Here is a 16,548-nt window from a genome sequence, read left to right as displayed (position 1 = left end):
GCGTATGCAGCAAACACTTCTGTCTTTTGTACAAGCAGATATTGAGATTGGCCAAACTAAGTCTGGCCTGACAGAGTCTTCAGACTCTTTTCTAACCCACTTGCATCGCCGACAAAAATCTCCATTCAAGCCAACTTTAGCTTTCGATCTTATTGGCAAGACTGAACAACATTTAAGCGACAAGCTTGCAAAGTTCTACAATGAGCAAGATTTAAATGCCTTTTCTTTTTCGATCTACCAACACTTAGCCGACCTCTCTTTCCGCGGCTTAAGTAAAAATAGAATCAACGTGAACTTCGGCGGTGACCACAGCCTTTCGATGGCCACCGTCGAAGCTAGCCTTCGCCACAATCCAAATACCTTAGTGATCTGGATTGATGCGCACGCCGACTTAAACTCTGCCGAAGAAAGTCTTTCGGGAAATTTACATGGTATGCCGGTTTATTACCTGATGCAAAAACCAGAAAACAGACCAGCCTCACTTCACTGGATGAAAAATCATTTACCAAGTGAAAATATCGTCTACTTCGGTGTTCGTGATTTGGACCATTTTGAGCGCGAATATTTAGAATCAAAAAAAATCATGCATTTCACGGTTCACGATATTCGCACGCAGGGTTTAACTTTTTGCTTAAGCCAACTGGCTAAAAAAATGAGTCAGTTTGAAAACGTGCACGTTAGTTTTGATATTGATTGTTTAGATACAAATTATGCTCTTTGCACTGGTGTTCCGGTAAATAACGGTCTGGAATTATCAGAAATTTATTCATTAGCTCAACTTGTTGCGAGCAGCGGAAAATTAAAAAATCTTGATATGGTCGAGATCAATCCCCGCTTAGCTAAATCCGCTTTAGAGCTTAATGAAACTTTTGAGATCGCTTTACAGTTTATTCAACAGATTACAGAGGGGAAATCGGAATATGCTTCAGTTTATCCAACAGATTCAGCAAGAGCTTAAATTTAGAAATTTAGACATGGTGGCTTACGAACCACGTGTTGAATTTCAAATGGATCAAGGAAACTACTTACTAAAAACAGCGACAACGACGCAAGAGTTAAAATCGGCGTTCAAACTTCGTTATGATGTGTTTTATAACAATGATAAAAAAGATGTGCGTAAACTGGATATCGATGTGTATGATTCAGTTTGTGATCACTTAATTATCGTCGATAAAAAAACCGAAGCTGTGGTTGGCACTTACCGCATGAATAACTCTTCTAACCTTCAAGATTTTTACTCGCAATCGGAGTTCGATTTAAAATCTTTTGCCCTACCTTACTCAAACTTCGTTGAATTAGGCCGCGCTTGTATTGACACCCAACACCGCACGGGCGTGGTGATTTCTTTACTTTGGAAAGGTATTTACTTTTACATGCGCCATGTAAAAGCTAGTTTATTATTCGGTTGTTCAAGCATTAAAAATATCACGCCAAAACAAGCGGCTCTTGTGACAAAATACTTTGAACAAACTGGTAGTCTAAACTGCAAATATAAAATTAAGCCTCACTTAACTTTTAAAGTTCCGTTCTTTGACGAATACTTTAGCTCAATGCCAGAAAAACTGTCTGAAGAACAAATGAAAGAAGCCGAGGATCTAATCCCATCATTGTTAAAAACCTATTTAAAAGTGGGTGCGGAAATTCTTGGTGAGCCAGCCTATGATGCAGACATGCACTGCATGGATTTCTTAACCTGCTTGAAAGTTGAAAACTTAGCGCAGCGTTATGAAAAACGTCTGGAAAAAGTAGCTATTTAATTTTACTCTTAAGGCTGATGCTCAATCAGCCTAATTTTCACGAATATTTTCAATTTGAACAGGTGTTAAAGCGCCAGCGCGTAACTAAAAATCCGCTCTGGAGCTTTATCTCTTTAGACGAAGTCATTCACCGCGGCACTTCATATCCTCTATGGAAAGTCGTGTGTGAGAATGAAAATTCAAAAAAATCCAGTGAAGAAAAAGTGACTCTTATTTTAACTGGCGGTGTTCACGGCTTAGAGAAAATCGGAAGCCAGCTCTGTGTATCGCTGATTGAAAAATATTTTGAACTCTCAATGTGGGACCCTGTTTTTCAAAACAAGTTAGAACATATTCGTTTAGTGTTTTTTCCGTTTGTTAATCCTGTCGGTATTCAAGAACGTACGCGTTCAAATGGCCAAGGTGTGGATCTCATGCGAAATGCCCCGATTGAGGCGCAAGAGAAAGTTCCTACTTTGGCGGGTGGGCACCGACTTACAAACATGATTCCTTGGTATCGTGGTAAAGCTGATGAACCCATGCAAAAAGAAGCGCAGTTTCTTGTTGATGCAGTCACTGAAGAAATTAAAAATTCAAGTTTTACTCTGTCATTAGATATTCACTCAGGCTTTGGCTTTAAAGATCAAATCTGGTTTCCGTGGGCTTTTAGTAAAAAGCCTTATCCGAAATTAGATTTTATTAATGTGATGATGGAACTTTTTGAAAAGCTCTACCCGTTTCATATTTACAAAATAGAACCGCAATCAAAAGTTTACTGCACGCATGGTGATCTGTGGGATTATATCGCCCACGAAAGAATTCAAAACCTAAACTATGTGCCGCTCACTTTAGAACTAGGGTCTTGGATCTGGGTTAAGAAAAACCCACTGCAGATCTTTAAGTTAGATGGTTTGTTTAATCCGATCAAAAAACACCGCATTAAACGCACTTTACGCCGTCACCAGCTGTTAATTGATTTTTTAATTCGCTTTTTGCTGTACAGCCAAACAGAACAGTTTAAAAATACTAACTTGCTTGAGCATTACAACAAAGGCTTAGAAAAATGGTACCCGCATCACAAAACTCTATAGTTAAAAGAAATTGGATCTTAATTCGTGGTTTAGCCCGTGGTGCCGGTCACTGGGCCAATTTTCCTGAAAAACTAGAGCAGGCTTTTCCGGGTGACAAAGTTTATTGTGTAGATATTCCTGGTAATGGTTATTTAAATAGTGTCCCAACGCCTTTAAAAGTTTCTGAATTTATTGTTTCCTTTGAAGAACAGTTAAAACAGCTAAATTTTGATTCTAGCCTTCCAACATACGGCTACTCATTATCACTGGGGTCGATGGCAATGGTTGAATGGGCTAAACAACGCCCTAACTTTTTTAAAAAGATTTATATTTCAAACACTAGTGCTGCTAACTTTTCCAATGTCTTTAAACGTTTAAGCGTTGATGCGATGAAGTTAGGTGTGCGTATGCGTTTTATACATTCGCCCGAAGAACGCGAGATCGCTTCACTAGAAACAACGACAACTTTAAATAAAGATCAGATTTTTAAAGATTACAGAAAGTCTTTTGATTCAATGTTGAGTTTTAGCAGAACACATTCAGCACATCCGAAAAATGTTTTACGCCAGCTGATCGCTGCTTCAACTTACGCTTTTCCGAAAAATCCACCCACAGAAGTCGTTCTAATGAGTGGCGGTAAAGATAAGTTTGTCAGTGCCCAGTGTTCAAAGGATATCGAAAAAAAATGGCACTGCCCCCATATCATTCACCCAGAGGCTGGCCACGATATTAGTTTTCAGTTTCCTGACTGGGTGGTTGAGCACATTACTGAAACTACAACTTAAAACTCTTATCTTTGAGTAATGATTTAAACTTTCTAAATTCACCTTGGCTAGCTTCAGCTCCATATCGATTACGTAGATAGATTTCAAATATACTCTCGATAGTGTCTTTAGCTTCAGGATACTGTTTCAGAAGTCGCTCTTGCCAATCAGCAAAAGTTTCGTTTGTTTCTTGCGGTACCTTCTTAGCAAAAAAGCGATGCAGTGCTAAATAATAACGATCTTTTAAAGATCGCTCACGAAAAATGTATTTCAACGATAGCGCATAGATAATATAAATACACACCAACATGAAAATTAAACGCGTCACTAACTGCACATCTTCGTTAGCGTCGTAGAATTTTAAAATTTCATTCTTTAAATTAGAACTTGAATACTCAACAAAAAATAACGTCCATCGATAGTTAAAGATTTCTAAAAAATTTGAAAGCTGATCGAAGAATTGAAACTGTTTACCTAAACGTTTTAACAGCTGACCACCCGTTGGATTACTAAATAGCGTGGCTCCGACAGCAATGCGGTCAGGTGCAATCGCACTGACAGGATCAAAGAGCTTCCATTGATTTTTTTCGTTTAAATATTCAACCCAAGCATGTGCATCTTGCTGTTTCACAGTCCAGAATTTTCCTGTGCTATTAAGCTCGCCGCCTTGATAGCCAACCACTACTCGTGATGGCACATTCATATAGCGTAATAATAACGCGGCTGCAGAAGCATAATGTTCGCAGAAGCCTACTTTTGTTCTAAAAAGAAAATCTTCTAATGAGTTCACCGCAAGTTCTTGCCCCGATAGGCGGTACTCAAAACGATTGTCAGTAAAATATTTAGCTATGGCTTTGACTTTTTCTTCAGCTGTTACCGCAGAGTTTGCCGGAGCTAACGCTTTTAACGCCTCTTCCACTCTAGGAGCACGACGATTTAAATGCAGGTACTCTTCTTTATCCTCACCGCTTAAAAACTCAGGGCGATTGATCTGAACGTAGCCATTATAAACTAAACGGTCAGACAAAACCGAAGGCAATGAGTACGTCTCATTTTTTTCGGAACGCAACATTCTTTCAGGAGATTTAACTGAAGAAGTTCCATACAATGTAAAAAGCTGTTCTTTATAATGCGGCTCTAGAACAATTTTGTAATTAGGCTGATAAACAACTATGTCGTCTTCGTGAAGTTCGACTGTCTGATTTAACGGATTTGACCTGCGCCACATTAAACCTTGTACACGGTCAAGCACCTGTCCACGCCAATACAGTTTGTCTTGAGTCGGAAGAAAATCTTCAAACTCAGCCCTAAAGGCAATGTTTTCATTATTTACTAACTCAGAAATAGACCCCGGGCGCAGTTCTGCCGAAAAACCACTGGCGCCGATCGTTGAAAATAATCCGTAATTACGCTGACGGTTTCCCTCAAATTTAAACTGCGGAAAAATTAAGAATAACAATACCGTTACTGGAAGAGAGTAGCCAACAATGGCACGTAAAATTCTAAAGCTTTCTTTTTTATAATTTTTTTGAAAGCTTTCCGGAAAGAACTGATACAAATAGAACACCGTCGCTAAAAATGCATACACCCCAAAGATAAAATCAATTTGGAAGACAAATTTTACAACAGCCAAGAATAGACCTAATAAAAATAAAAAATACGGCGGCTCTTTAACATCCGTACGATGCTCGATTAAACGAATGCTCGTTAAAATGATGAGTAAGCTCGCGATCAATTCATTAGATAAAATAAAATTAAACTGGCGAACCGCTACAAGAACTACGACAACTGAAATAACCCCCGTAATTAACTTTAAACGGCTTAATGACTTAACCCAAGGAATCAAGCTTAAGAATAAAAAAACTAAGCTGGTCGCAATCACCCACACCGGAACTTCGGTGAATAAGAGCGCCATCTGAAAAAATAAAACTAACGGCAAAATATACTTTTTCATAACAAAAGCCTCAAGGCTTTAACCATATTCTTCTGATCATGAGAAGCTACCGCAATCTGCTGCTCATCAAATTCAACGATGAAAGATTTTTTTAATTTGAAAAAATGATCTATCCAAAAGGCAAATTGCGATTTTCTTTTTTCAATGTCACTTAAGGCTTCAGTATCTTTCCAGCGAAGTACGATATGCTGTTTTTCATCAGCCTGTAGTTCAAATTTAGTCACATAAAGATCACTGGTTTTAGCTAACATCTTCCAATTGATATGCTGTGGAGGATCTGTTGGCTTAAAACGGTCAAAGTGAGAAATTTCTTTCTCTAAAGCCTCAGTCATTTGCGATCTTTTTTCTCCGGCTTCGCTTTCCGGATGCTGAAGCGCAACGCCAAAATAATTAATTTTTTCAGGAAACACCGTGATCTTAACCCCAGGTTGCAAAAACCTCCACACACGTAAAAACTGTAGCGGAAAACGACTTTCCAGACGCTGCATCGGCACTTGTTGGATACCGTAGTGTGTAGGTAAAAAACTAATCTGTACGTCACGTTTCTCTAGCGGTTTAAGGTGTTCTACGATTTTATCGTGAACCTGAATCATAAAACTGTCTTTAGAACCAGGATTCTCGATTTTGTAACTTAAGATGCCCACTTCATTTTTAAAAAGAACTGAAGCTTGAAAAAAGCTCATTTTTACTTTTTCAAAATTTCTGTGACTTATTAACATCGTCACAAGACCTACTGAAAATAAAAAGAAGGCAAAAAGAAAAATTAAGTTATTGCGATTGTTCACACTGACAATGACTAAAACAAAAACCAGTACTCCAAAGCTAAACCCTAACCCCGTTGGGATTATATATGGTCTGGGAGTATTAACCCGAACCGGAATTTTACTGAGGGATTTGAACCAGCTGTAAAAGTTCTTCAACTTTTTGTTCTCCAAAAGGTAATCCTTGTTGGTCGGCCAACCGATGCGCTAACACAGGTTTTAGTGATAACAATAAATCATCCGGCGCCACGTAATCATGTCCGTTAAGAAACGCGCGGGCTTTACTTGTTTGCACTAAGGCTAAGCCTGCACGCGTTGATAAAGTTTGAAACTGATCTTGATGCGTGCGTGTCACCTGAAGAAGATCTGCGATAAACTCGGCAAGCTTAGAATCTAAATGAACACTTTGCGATTCTTTGTAAGCTGCTAACAAATCATTTTTACCGATAATCGGCTTTAACCCATCAATCAACTTACGCGGGTTATCGCCTAACAGAAGTTTCACTTCAGACTCTTTAGAAATGTAATCTAAATGAATCGACATTAAAAAACGATCGACCTGGCTTTCAGGTAAAGCGTAAGTACCGATTTGCATTTTTGGATTTTGTGTGGCGATCAAGAAAAAATTCTCAGCCAAACTATAAGTCTTGCGATCAACAGTGACTGAACTTTCTTCCATCGCCTGAAGTAAGGCACTTTGCGTTTTTGGATTAGCACGGTTTAATTCATCGGCCAGAACTAATTCAGAAAACAATGGGCCTTCTTTAAAATAAAACTCGTGTTTATCTTGGTTAAAAACCATGTGACCGATAATGTCAGCTGGCAACAAATCATTGGTAAATTGAATACGGCTTTGTTGTAAACCTGTAAGCTTAGCAATGGTTTGAGCTAAGGTCGTTTTACCAACGCCTGGTTCGTCTTCAATTAACAAATGCCCGCGCGCAATCATGCATACAACGGTATTCGTTATTTGATTTTCTTTATCTAAAATAACTTCAGAAGATCTTTTAATGATGTCGTGAAAGCGTTGAATAAGTTGAGAATTTAACTTTGACATACATCCTTGTAAACAATGGCTCAGACCATAAAAAAAGGGCTCTCGGTTAGAGAGCCCTTTACGAGTTTAATATTTAAGAAAGCTCTTAATTAAACTTTGCCGCCAGAACGGATTAGATTCAAGGCAGAACCTGCTTTAAACCATTTTAACTGCTCAGCGTTGTAAGTGTGCTTGATAGCAATTTTATCAACTGAACCATCAGCGTGTTTAGCTTCAAGAACTAAGTCTTTACCTGGAGCTAAATCGTTTAAGCCACGGATAGTTAATAAATCTTTTTCTTGAATTTTATCGTAGTCCGCTGGATTTACGAAAGTCGCAGCAAGAACACCTTGTTTTTTAAGGTTTGTTTCGTGGATACGAGCAAAAGATTTAGTGATAACTGCTGTACAGCCTAAGTAACGTGGAGACATCGCTGCGTGCTCACGAGAAGAACCCTCACCGTAGTTTTCATCGCCGATGATCATCCAACCTTTGTTATGAGCTTGGTAATCACGCGCAACTGCTGCGAATTCTTTTTGAGAACCATCTAACTGATTGTTACCTTTACCGATAACACCAGGTAAAAACGCATTATCTGCACCTAATAACATGTTGTCAGAGATTTTATCTAAGTGACCACGGAAGTTTAACCATTTACCACCCGGGCTGATATGATCTGTTGTACATTTACCTTTAGCTTTTGCTAATAATAATTGATCAACAAAATCTTTACCGTCCCATTTTGTGAATGGTTGTAAGAATTGTAAACGTGGAGAGTTATCAGCGATAGTTACTTTTGCAGTAGCGCCTTCAGGTTTTTGGTAACCCACTGTATCTGGTACGAAACCTTTTTCAGGAAGTTCTGGAGCTGAAGGAGGAGTTAATTTCACTTTACCGTTTGGACCAACTAGTTCGTCAGTCATTGGGTTGAAATCTAAACGACCCGCTAAACCTAACGCCATAACGATTTCAGGAGAACCGATAAACGCTAATGTTTCCATGTTGGCATCATTACGACCACGGAAGTTACGGTTGAAAGAAGTGATGATTGTATTTTTCTCACCCGCTTTAACGTCGTCACGTTTCCATTGACCGATACAAGGACCGCACGCATTTGCTAACACTGTCGCACCAACAGCTTCAAATGTTTTCATTTGGCCATCGCGAGTGATTGTGTTTTGGATTTGTGTTGAACCCGGAGACACTAAGAATGGTTGAGCCATCTTAACACCGATTTTCATAGCTTGTTCAGCTAACATCGCTGAACGGCCGATATCTTCATAAGAAGAGTTCGTGCAAGAACCGATAAGTGCAGAAGATAATTTTAAAGTCCAACCGTTAGCTTTAGCTTCTTCAGCGATTTTAGAAATCGGACGAGCTAAGTCTGGAGTATGAGGACCAACTAAATGCGGCTCTAAAGATGATAAATCGATTTCGTAAACTTCATCGAAGTATTTTTTAGGATTAGCTACAACGTCATCGTCAGCGCGTAAGATATCTTTATTTTGATCAGCGATCGCAGCTAATTCAGCACGGCCTGTTGCTTTTAAGTAACCAGACATTTTTGCATCGTAAGGGAATACAGAACATGTCGCACCTAATTCAGCACCCATGTTTGTGATTGTCGCTTTACCAGTACAAGAAATCGCGTCAGCGCCTTCACCGAAGTATTCAACGATTTTATCTGTTCCACCCTTTACAGTTAACATTCCGCAAAGTTTTAAGATCACGTCTTTGGCAGATGTCCAACCGTTCATTTTACCTTTTAAGTGAACGCCGATTAATTTAGGGTTTTTAACTTCCCAAGGTAAACCAACCATGACGTCTGAAGCGTCAGATCCACCAACACCTACAGCACACATACCTAAACCGCCCGCATTTGGCGTGTGAGAATCTGTACCGATCATTAAACCACCTGGGAAAGCGTAGTTTTCTAAGATTACTTGGTGAATGATACCAGCGCCTGGTTTCCAGAAACCGATATTGTAACGAGAAGCTGCTGTAGCTAAGAATTCAAAAACTTCTTTGTTAGTTACATTTGAAGCGGCCATGTCGGCTTCTTTACCGTGATAAGCTTGGATTAAGTGATCGCAGTGAACTGTTGAAGGAACAGCGGCTTCATCTTTACCAGCTAACATGAATTGTAAGATCGCCATTTGAGCTGTCGCATCTTGCATCGCTACGCGGTCTGGTCTTAAAAGTAAGAAAGAAGAACCACGGTTGATTTCTTGGTTTTGTGGATCATCTAAGTGACCGTAAATGATTTTTTCAGCTAAAGTTAATGAACGGTTTAAACGTTTTCTGATAACTTCAGTTTTTGCGCGTGTTGTTTCGTAAACTTTTTTAACCATTTCTGGTGATGTTTCGATTTTAGCCATTTGTTCCTCCTGCGTGCCTTCGGCACGACAGCTTCCTTTCTATGGGGTTTTCAATACGTTTTCATTCTCGGCCAATTCCTACCTTGAAAAAATTGAATAATAGGAATATAATGTAGTAGTATTTGGAATATATAGGCCTAAGGCCGAATGGACAGACCCTATGCTAGAAGGTATCGAAGCCCTCATTGCCCTAGAAAGAACCGGAACGATCAGCGAAGCTGCTGCTCAATTACGCTTAACTCAATCTGCAGTCACAAAACGCCTACAAGCTCTGCAAAATGAGGTCAGTTTTAAGCTGATTGAACCCGATGGCCGCCGAGTCAAATTGACCCAACAGGCGCAAGACTTTCTTCTACGCGCAAGGCCACTGGTCACTGAGCTTAAAAGTTTAAAACAACTAAAACCAGAAAATGGGATCACGCGCTATTCGATTGCCCTCGCCGATTCGATCGCGGCCACCTGGGGGCCAAAGTTAATTAAGCAAGCCAGCCGCAAAATAAAAAATATTGAGTTTGATCTACACGTGCATAGATCAACACTTGTAGAAGAAAACGTAAAACTTGGCCGTTACGACTTAGGATTATGTATCTCTCTTTCAACCGCGACTTCGGGAAATTTATTTTCAACCCGCATCACCGAAGAACCGTTAGTTTTTGTGTATAACAAATTTGATGAAGAAGCCGCTGGCGAAACAACTAAAGTCATCACGATCGAAAAAAACTCCGGCACCTGGAGAAATATGGAAGACCGTCTTTTAAAAAATTCAAAAGTTAAATCGGCTGATTTTGTCTATGTCGAATCTTTTGCGGCGATTTCTCAAATGGTGAAAGAAGGTTTCGGTAACGGCATAATTCCGCTAGGCCTAGCCCAGCACTTAAATATTCCGAAAAAAGGGTTCACAGCGTTTTCACCGGCAATCTCGCGTGAAATTAAACTGATCTCAAGAAAAAGTATTGCCACCCAAGACCCGATTCAAGAATTTACCAAACAATTAACTGAATTAAGTCAGAATATCTTTTAGATGAAAAAATTAATTCCAGCCCAAATTGCTTTAAGAAAAGTAGCAAAAGCTAAAAACGTTGAAGCTTTAAAATATTTTTTCAAAACGGGCCCCGGCGAATACGGCGAAGGCGATGAATTTATTGGAGTCAGTGTTCCGACAAACCGCCATGTGGCTTTAAAATTTTTAGACATCAGTGATAAAGATTTGTCTTTATTATTACATAGTCCTGTTCATGAAGACCGCGCTTTAGGTTTACATATTCTGACTGAAAAATACCGCAAAACAAAAGATTTGAAAACGCGCAAAGCGCTAGTGAATTTTTATATAAAGCACAGAAAATTTGTGAATAACTGGGATTTAGTAGACATGTCTTGCTACAAAATCTTGGGCCACTACTGTAACCTCATTAAAGATCACAGTTTATTAATCAAACTTTCAAATTCAAAAGTACATTGGGATAAACGCATTGCCATGGTCGGCACGATGGCGCTCATTCGCGAACACGATCTTGATCTTACTTTTCAATTTGCAGAAAGATTCTTAAATGAAAAAGAAGATCTCATGCATAAAGCTTCGGGTTGGTTGCTTCGCGAAGCCGGAAAAAAAGATAAAAAGCGTTTGTTAAAGTTTATCGAACGTTTTGGCAAAAGAATGCCGCGCACGATGCTTCGTTATGCGATTGAAAAACTAGCCCCAGACCATCGTAAAGAAATTTTGCTTAAAACTAAATAAAACGCCGATTATTAATCAACAATCAATTTTGCCCAAGACCTTCCCCTAGATCTAGATTTGTCTCACTTTAGCACTCTTGTTTACCCTCCGAGGAGTGCTTGTAAGTATTGGAGGCAAAAAACATGAAACTAATTTTACTACCCATCTTGTTTGCACTTAATGTGCATGCTGATGAAATAGTTTTCATTAAAAATGAATACTTCAATGACTACAATGCTGTTTCTCATCTTCAAGCTCAAGAAAATGACTTAGCCGCCATTCAAAAACTAAAACACTTGCTGGCTAAAGACACTCAAAACGAAAGTTACATTCTGAATCAACTTTCAAAACTTTACCAAACAAGCAGTTTAACACACAGATTCATTTCATTCTTAAACTCTCAAATAACAAAAGCTCCGTTTAATACTCATCTGCATTACCAACTTACCAAAGAATATCTTGCGACGCAAAAACCGGCTGAAGCTTGCGAAAAAGCAAAGTTTATACTCCCCCATGTTAACAACAAAGAAAATTTTTACCCCCTATTATCAGACTGTTCGCTGGCCCTTAACCGCCCGGATGAAGCTCTTGCTTATCTTGATAAGTCGATTAACCAACAAGCTGATCCAGCGCTGTATCTTAAGCGTGCTGAATTGCATTTAAAGTTGAATAATTTATCTCTGGCAAAATCAGACCTGGATATTTATTTCTTAAAAGCTAAACCACATGAACAAGCTTATCTGCTACAGGCTGAGCTTTATACAAAACAACAGCTTCTTGAAAAAACACCTGAAACCTACAAACGCTGTCTTGAAGCTGTTGGTGTTTCGGAATCTTGCTTTTTAGGATATTTAAATGTCAGCAAAGATTTTAATACGACATTTAAATTAGAACATTTTAATAAACATCTAGCTACTTACGAGCAGAGCCCTTTTATATTGATTGAAATCGGTCGTCATTACCAACAAATTAAAAATTTTGAGCAAGCCGAAAAAATGTACCAGTTAGCGGCCGCTAAAAATCCAGAAAAAATCGAGCCCGTGAATAGACTCTTTGACCTTTACAACCAACAAAAATTTTCGCAAAAAGCCTTTGATGTCTTAGGTCAATTTATGGCAAACGCCCACAACCCCACTGATATTCAGACAGCACAGAATCTACAAAATTCTTTATATCAAAAGAAAAATTTAGAAACATCTACTTACGCAGAAAAACAACCAGGCTCTTCACAGGCACCTTCGGCAATACCTGATAAATACAGACAGATGTATTTAACAAAAAAATATACAGAAATTCTTCTGCAATATAGAAAAGTTCAAAAAAAATCTGATGCGGAATATTTTTTATTGGGAAACATTAATTATCACTTAGGCAGCTACAGTAATGCTAAATTATACTGGAGCAAAATAAAACCAGCATCGCCTTTATACTACAAAGCCATTTTCAACACGACTGTGGTGATGAGCTTAGGCGGTATGACTACGGCGGCCAACAAACTCTTTACTTCAACTGAGTTTCCTTTAGAGATGTACTCACAGGCACAAAAATTGACCGCTCTACTTAGTGAAGCCGCTCAAAGACTGCCGGCTAATGAAAAGAAAAAAGTGACGGAGTTACTGACTTCCCTACTTTACCTAGAGTGGGAGCCCTAATGAAAAATATTTTTCTATGTTTATCATTACTTGCACTCAAGTTGACTACGGCTCATGCCGCTGCTGTTCAAAAACTGCAAGTTTATTATGGCCCTAGTTTATTTAAATATAATTTAAGTAGTGAGCAATTCAGCGCCGAACAGCCTATCGCTTCAGGCCAGGCTTACCAAATTAACTACTCTCGCCAAAATTATGATAGCACCGCTGAACACCGCTTCTCGTTACTTAACTCAAGCCATAACATTACGGCTCCAAGCTCTCTGAGTCCTAGTGCTATTAAGACTAGCCAGACAAAACTTAACTATAAGTTTATCTTGTCTACTGAAAATTATAATGTGGGTGGCGGTTACAGTTTTTATAAAGTAAAGGCTGACGATACTACTCCCAACATTTTACTCAGTAATTCAGAATCACATGCGCTTGATTTATTTATCGAACGTTCAGTTTGGCATAAGTCAGATTTTTCAGTTCATCTTTTTGCCGATTTAGAATTGCCTTTTATCAGAAAAGAACTGGGAACCAACACTGGATTTAATCAAACTTCGTATAATATCCACTTAGGATATCAGGCAAAATATTTATTAAACGATGTTTGGTCAATCGTACAACAATCTGAATACGCAGTAGATTCAACTTCATATGATGGCCAGGGAAACCGCGGTACATTAAATGCCAAAGAAAAATATGAAAGATTTCAATTTCTACTAGGAGCAGGCTATGACTTCTAAAAAAGTTTTAAAATATAGTTCTTTTGTTTTGCTGGCTCTATGTCTTCAATCTTGCTTTGACACTTCTGCAGGAACAGTCAGCAACTTAACCACGCCTGTGACTGAAACGCCACAAACCCCAACTCCAACTTCAGGTTCAACAGTCACATCAAATATGTGCACGAACCCAACAACTAAAATATTGGACTACGGTGAACGCTCTGTCGCTGCAACAGCCGGAGTGCGTGGTACTTTTTCTGATACAGCGATTAACCCAGCTAACGGCTACCCAGCATTTATCTATAATGATGCAGGCATTGTAGGTTTAAAATTTTTGTACTGGGATGGCAGCAAATACAATCTAGAAATTGTCTCAGCTGGTCTCACCTACAACTTCGTAAAATTAGTTTATTTATCTGATGGCAGACCTCTGATTTTCTGGGCCAACGGAGCCACCGCAGTTTATATGGCTTCACGAGCTTCGGCAGATTTAACAACAAGCACTTGGACAATCACGGCCATTGAAAATGTGGCCACGATGACCACACGAGCTGTTGAGGCTACAGTCAGCCCTGACAACAAGGTCGGAGTATTTTACGTCAATGCCGCCGGCACTTCTGCACGAGTTATTTTATGTAGTTCAAACTGCGAAACCGCGAGCAATTATACAGGTATGGGAGTTGTCGGTAATTTTATTTCTAATACTGCCAGTAACTCATCTAACTCGGCCGATATTAAATTTTGCAACGCCGGAAGCGGAGTCTATTATCCCTATGTTGTGTACCCAGGAACTGCGAATTCAATGATCGCTCGCTGTACACAATCGACTTTAAGTAACTGCTTAACTCCGGCCAACTGGAGCACTGCTGCCATCACAGATGGAACAAATGCAACGGGAGCTAATCAGTTTGTAGCGAAACTTGATATCGATACAACTTCATCACTGCCTTTCAATGTCGTCGCCCGCCGTGCCACTGGAAATGAGCTGCGAGCCTACACACAAAATACGGGTAACTGCGCCACTGGTGCCCTTTCATTCAACGCCACTAGCCGCTCGATCGCAACCGGCGCCACACTTAGCAATGCCTTCGGTAGTTTAGCGCGCGATCCAAATAACAAATGGCATCTGGTCGTCAATGAAGGTACCGCCAACATTAGATATTTTAATTCTTCAGGAACAATCACGACAGCATGGAATAGCGTGGCTAATGTAGAGACCACAACAATCGCTGCTGCTGGCGCCACACGCGGTGGCTTAGCTGTTGATACAAACAGTGACCAAATCTTATTAACTTACGGGCGCACAGCCACAGGTACACCTGTGCAAACTTTGGGTAATGTGGTGCTGGCTTATTCTCACTGCCCTACTGGCGCAACCGGTTGTGCTTCATCAACTTTAACATCACCTTCGTCAGCTACTGCTTTGGTGTTTGGTAATGTTCCTTTGGATGTGACAGGCCAAGTTCAATTATTAACAGCGCAATTACCAAATACCATTTCGATAGCCACAACTTCAGTGGGCCGTCCGGCCATCGCTTACATTGATTTTTCAGTCGGTTCAAATACAACGGGCCGTCTAAAATATAAATATCGCACTGGCAATTTAAGCAGTGATTCGTGGACAATGAACGATATTGGAACCGCAAATTCTCCGCACAATATAAGTCTTGCCTTTGATCACAATGATCAACCGTGGATCGCGTATTATGACGCAAACACTTTAAGATATTTCTTACTTACAAACTCTCAAACAGATGGTTCTGGAGTTTGGACGCAATACCAATTTCCGGTTGCTGCAGCGGCTGTAGCCACTCTACCTGCTGTCAATAATGTCGCGTTGGCTATGTCATACTCTGCAGGGGTCGCAACTCCAGTTGTGTTTGTTTCAAATTCTGGTGCAGCTACCCGTTTTATCCGCGCAGCCCGTTTCAATCCGACAACTGAAACCTGGTCGAATAATACTTTACTTGATACAGGCACAATTCAATTTTCAAAACTAAGTGCAGATTACAATGCCTCTGGTACGATTGTTCTGGCTTATCACGACACCACAAACACTGCTGTTCGTTACACACAATCAGTGAATGGTGGAGCTTCATGGACTACGGCTACGCAAATCATTTCTGGCTCTATGGGCATGGGATTAAAAGTAAAACTAAATCCCGTGAGCGGACAACCAGCGTTAGCTTTTTATGAACGTGCTACCAACTTAGTGAGATACAAATCATGTACTTCAGCACTCGCCCTTTGTACAAGTTCAGCTAATTGGGTTAACTTAGGTAACGGCATCATAGAATCTTCTGCCGGCGTGAGTGGTTTAACTGCGGCAGCTACAGATGGATTATTAAACGCTTCTTTAAGTTTTACCGTCGAAGGTTATCCAGAAGTTATTTATAACAACGGAGCTGGTAATAATGGTCATCTTTATTACAGTTCGACAAGCGCTAGTAGTCCGTTTTTTACAACTCCGACTTTACTTGGCGCAAGCAGCAATGCCGTTGAGACGACGCCAGTCGCTGCAACAGCCGCCAACTTCGGCATCGGTGGTTGGAGTGCAGCATCAGTTCGCTCGATGGTCACAGGAAGTTTATTCGCTGCCTACATTGGACCCGGCAATTACCTTTATCTGAAAAGTTGTGGCGATTAATAATTTTTTTATTGTTAAGCCGCTGTTAAAATATTTAATAAACTGAAAAAGCGCTCCACAAACTGCGAGTGAGATTTCATGTCGACCCGTTGACAGTATTTAAAAATTCTCGCTAGATACACTCCACAA

General features: G+C 39.8%; 13 protein-coding genes. 9 read left to right on the top strand and 4 right to left on the bottom strand.

The features are described from left to right. Nucleotides 1-4: 4 nt before the first annotated feature. The 4 genes from ACKWCF_RS04930 to ACKWCF_RS04915 are packed head-to-tail and all read left to right on the top strand — an operon-like array spanning nt 5 to nt 3,591. A complete protein-coding gene (locus ACKWCF_RS04930; protein WP_409479589.1) occupies nt 5-958 on the top strand; it encodes an arginase family protein in 954 nt (317 codons plus the stop codon). Beyond that, entirely contained in the window at nt 921-1,757 is an 837-nt protein-coding gene (locus tag ACKWCF_RS04925; protein WP_409479588.1) for a GNAT family N-acetyltransferase, read from the top strand. Before ACKWCF_RS04930 ends, ACKWCF_RS04925 begins: the two co-directional genes overlap by 38 nt. A 17-nt stretch (nt 1,758-1,774) precedes the next feature. Continuing rightward, nucleotides 1,775-2,827 carry a M14 family zinc carboxypeptidase gene (locus ACKWCF_RS04920; RefSeq protein ID WP_409479587.1) on the top strand — a complete coding sequence of 351 codons (1,053 nt, stop codon included), beginning with the start codon at nt 1,775-1,777 and terminating at the stop codon, nt 2,825-2,827. Continuing rightward, entirely contained in the window at nt 2,800-3,591 is a 792-nt protein-coding gene (locus ACKWCF_RS04915) for an alpha/beta fold hydrolase (RefSeq protein ID WP_409479586.1), read from the top strand. Before ACKWCF_RS04920 ends, ACKWCF_RS04915 begins: the two co-directional genes overlap by 28 nt. On the opposite strand, the gene ACKWCF_RS04910 is transcribed toward ACKWCF_RS04915, so the two are convergent. The 4 genes from ACKWCF_RS04910 to ACKWCF_RS04895 form a co-directional block, all read right to left on the bottom strand. Beyond that, the gene (locus ACKWCF_RS04910; RefSeq protein WP_409479585.1) at nt 3,581-5,524 is read right to left on the bottom strand and encodes a DUF3488 and DUF4129 domain-containing transglutaminase family protein; all 1,944 of its coding nucleotides are present in this window, start codon (nt 5,522-5,524) and stop codon (nt 3,581-3,583) included. The two genes, ACKWCF_RS04915 and ACKWCF_RS04910, sit on opposite strands and share 11 nt — an antisense overlap. Then, nucleotides 5,521-6,207: a DUF58 domain-containing protein gene (locus tag ACKWCF_RS04905; RefSeq protein ID WP_409479584.1), complete on the bottom strand. Its 687-nt coding sequence runs from the start codon at nt 6,205-6,207 to the stop codon at nt 5,521-5,523. The genes ACKWCF_RS04910 and ACKWCF_RS04905 overlap by 4 nt, the downstream gene beginning before the upstream one ends. Before the next feature lie 199 nt (nt 6,208-6,406). Continuing rightward, nucleotides 6,407-7,342 (bottom strand): AAA family ATPase, encoded by a 936-nt coding sequence (locus ACKWCF_RS04900; RefSeq protein WP_409479583.1) that lies wholly within the window; start codon nt 7,340-7,342, stop codon nt 6,407-6,409. 89 nt (nt 7,343-7,431) lie between these two features. Further along, nucleotides 7,432-9,699, bottom strand: a complete 2,268-nt coding sequence (locus ACKWCF_RS04895) for an aconitate hydratase (protein WP_409479582.1) — start codon at nt 9,697-9,699, stop codon at nt 7,432-7,434. Between the two features lie 160 nt (nt 9,700-9,859). On the opposite strand from ACKWCF_RS04895, the gene ACKWCF_RS04890 reads away from it, so the two are divergent. From ACKWCF_RS04890 to ACKWCF_RS04870, 5 genes are all read left to right on the top strand, one after another. Next, nucleotides 9,860-10,720: a LysR family transcriptional regulator gene (locus ACKWCF_RS04890; protein ID WP_409479581.1), complete on the top strand. Its 861-nt coding sequence runs from the start codon at nt 9,860-9,862 to the stop codon at nt 10,718-10,720. Further along, complete coding sequence (locus ACKWCF_RS04885; RefSeq protein WP_409479580.1) at nt 10,721-11,434, top strand: DNA alkylation repair protein; 714 nt, start codon at nt 10,721-10,723, stop codon at nt 11,432-11,434. Nucleotides 11,435-11,556: 122 nt separating this feature from the next. Continuing rightward, entirely contained in the window at nt 11,557-13,065 is a 1,509-nt protein-coding gene (locus ACKWCF_RS04880; RefSeq protein WP_409479579.1) for a tetratricopeptide repeat protein, read from the top strand. Beyond that, entirely contained in the window at nt 13,065-13,793 is a 729-nt protein-coding gene (locus tag ACKWCF_RS04875) for a hypothetical protein (protein ID WP_409479578.1), read from the top strand. Before ACKWCF_RS04880 ends, ACKWCF_RS04875 begins: the two co-directional genes overlap by 1 nt. Beyond that, complete coding sequence (locus ACKWCF_RS04870; protein ID WP_409479577.1) at nt 13,783-16,419, top strand: hypothetical protein; 2,637 nt, start codon at nt 13,783-13,785, stop codon at nt 16,417-16,419. Before ACKWCF_RS04875 ends, ACKWCF_RS04870 begins: the two co-directional genes overlap by 11 nt. Nucleotides 16,420-16,548: the final 129 nt, after the last annotated feature.

The sequence above is a fragment of the Pseudobdellovibrio sp. HCB154 genome, from assembly GCF_046267985.1.
Lineage (GTDB): Bacteria > Bdellovibrionota > Bdellovibrionia > Bdellovibrionales > Bdellovibrionaceae > Pseudobdellovibrio.
The sequence above is the reverse complement of the archived record's forward strand: the minus strand, read 5'-3'. Positions and strand labels throughout refer to the sequence as shown.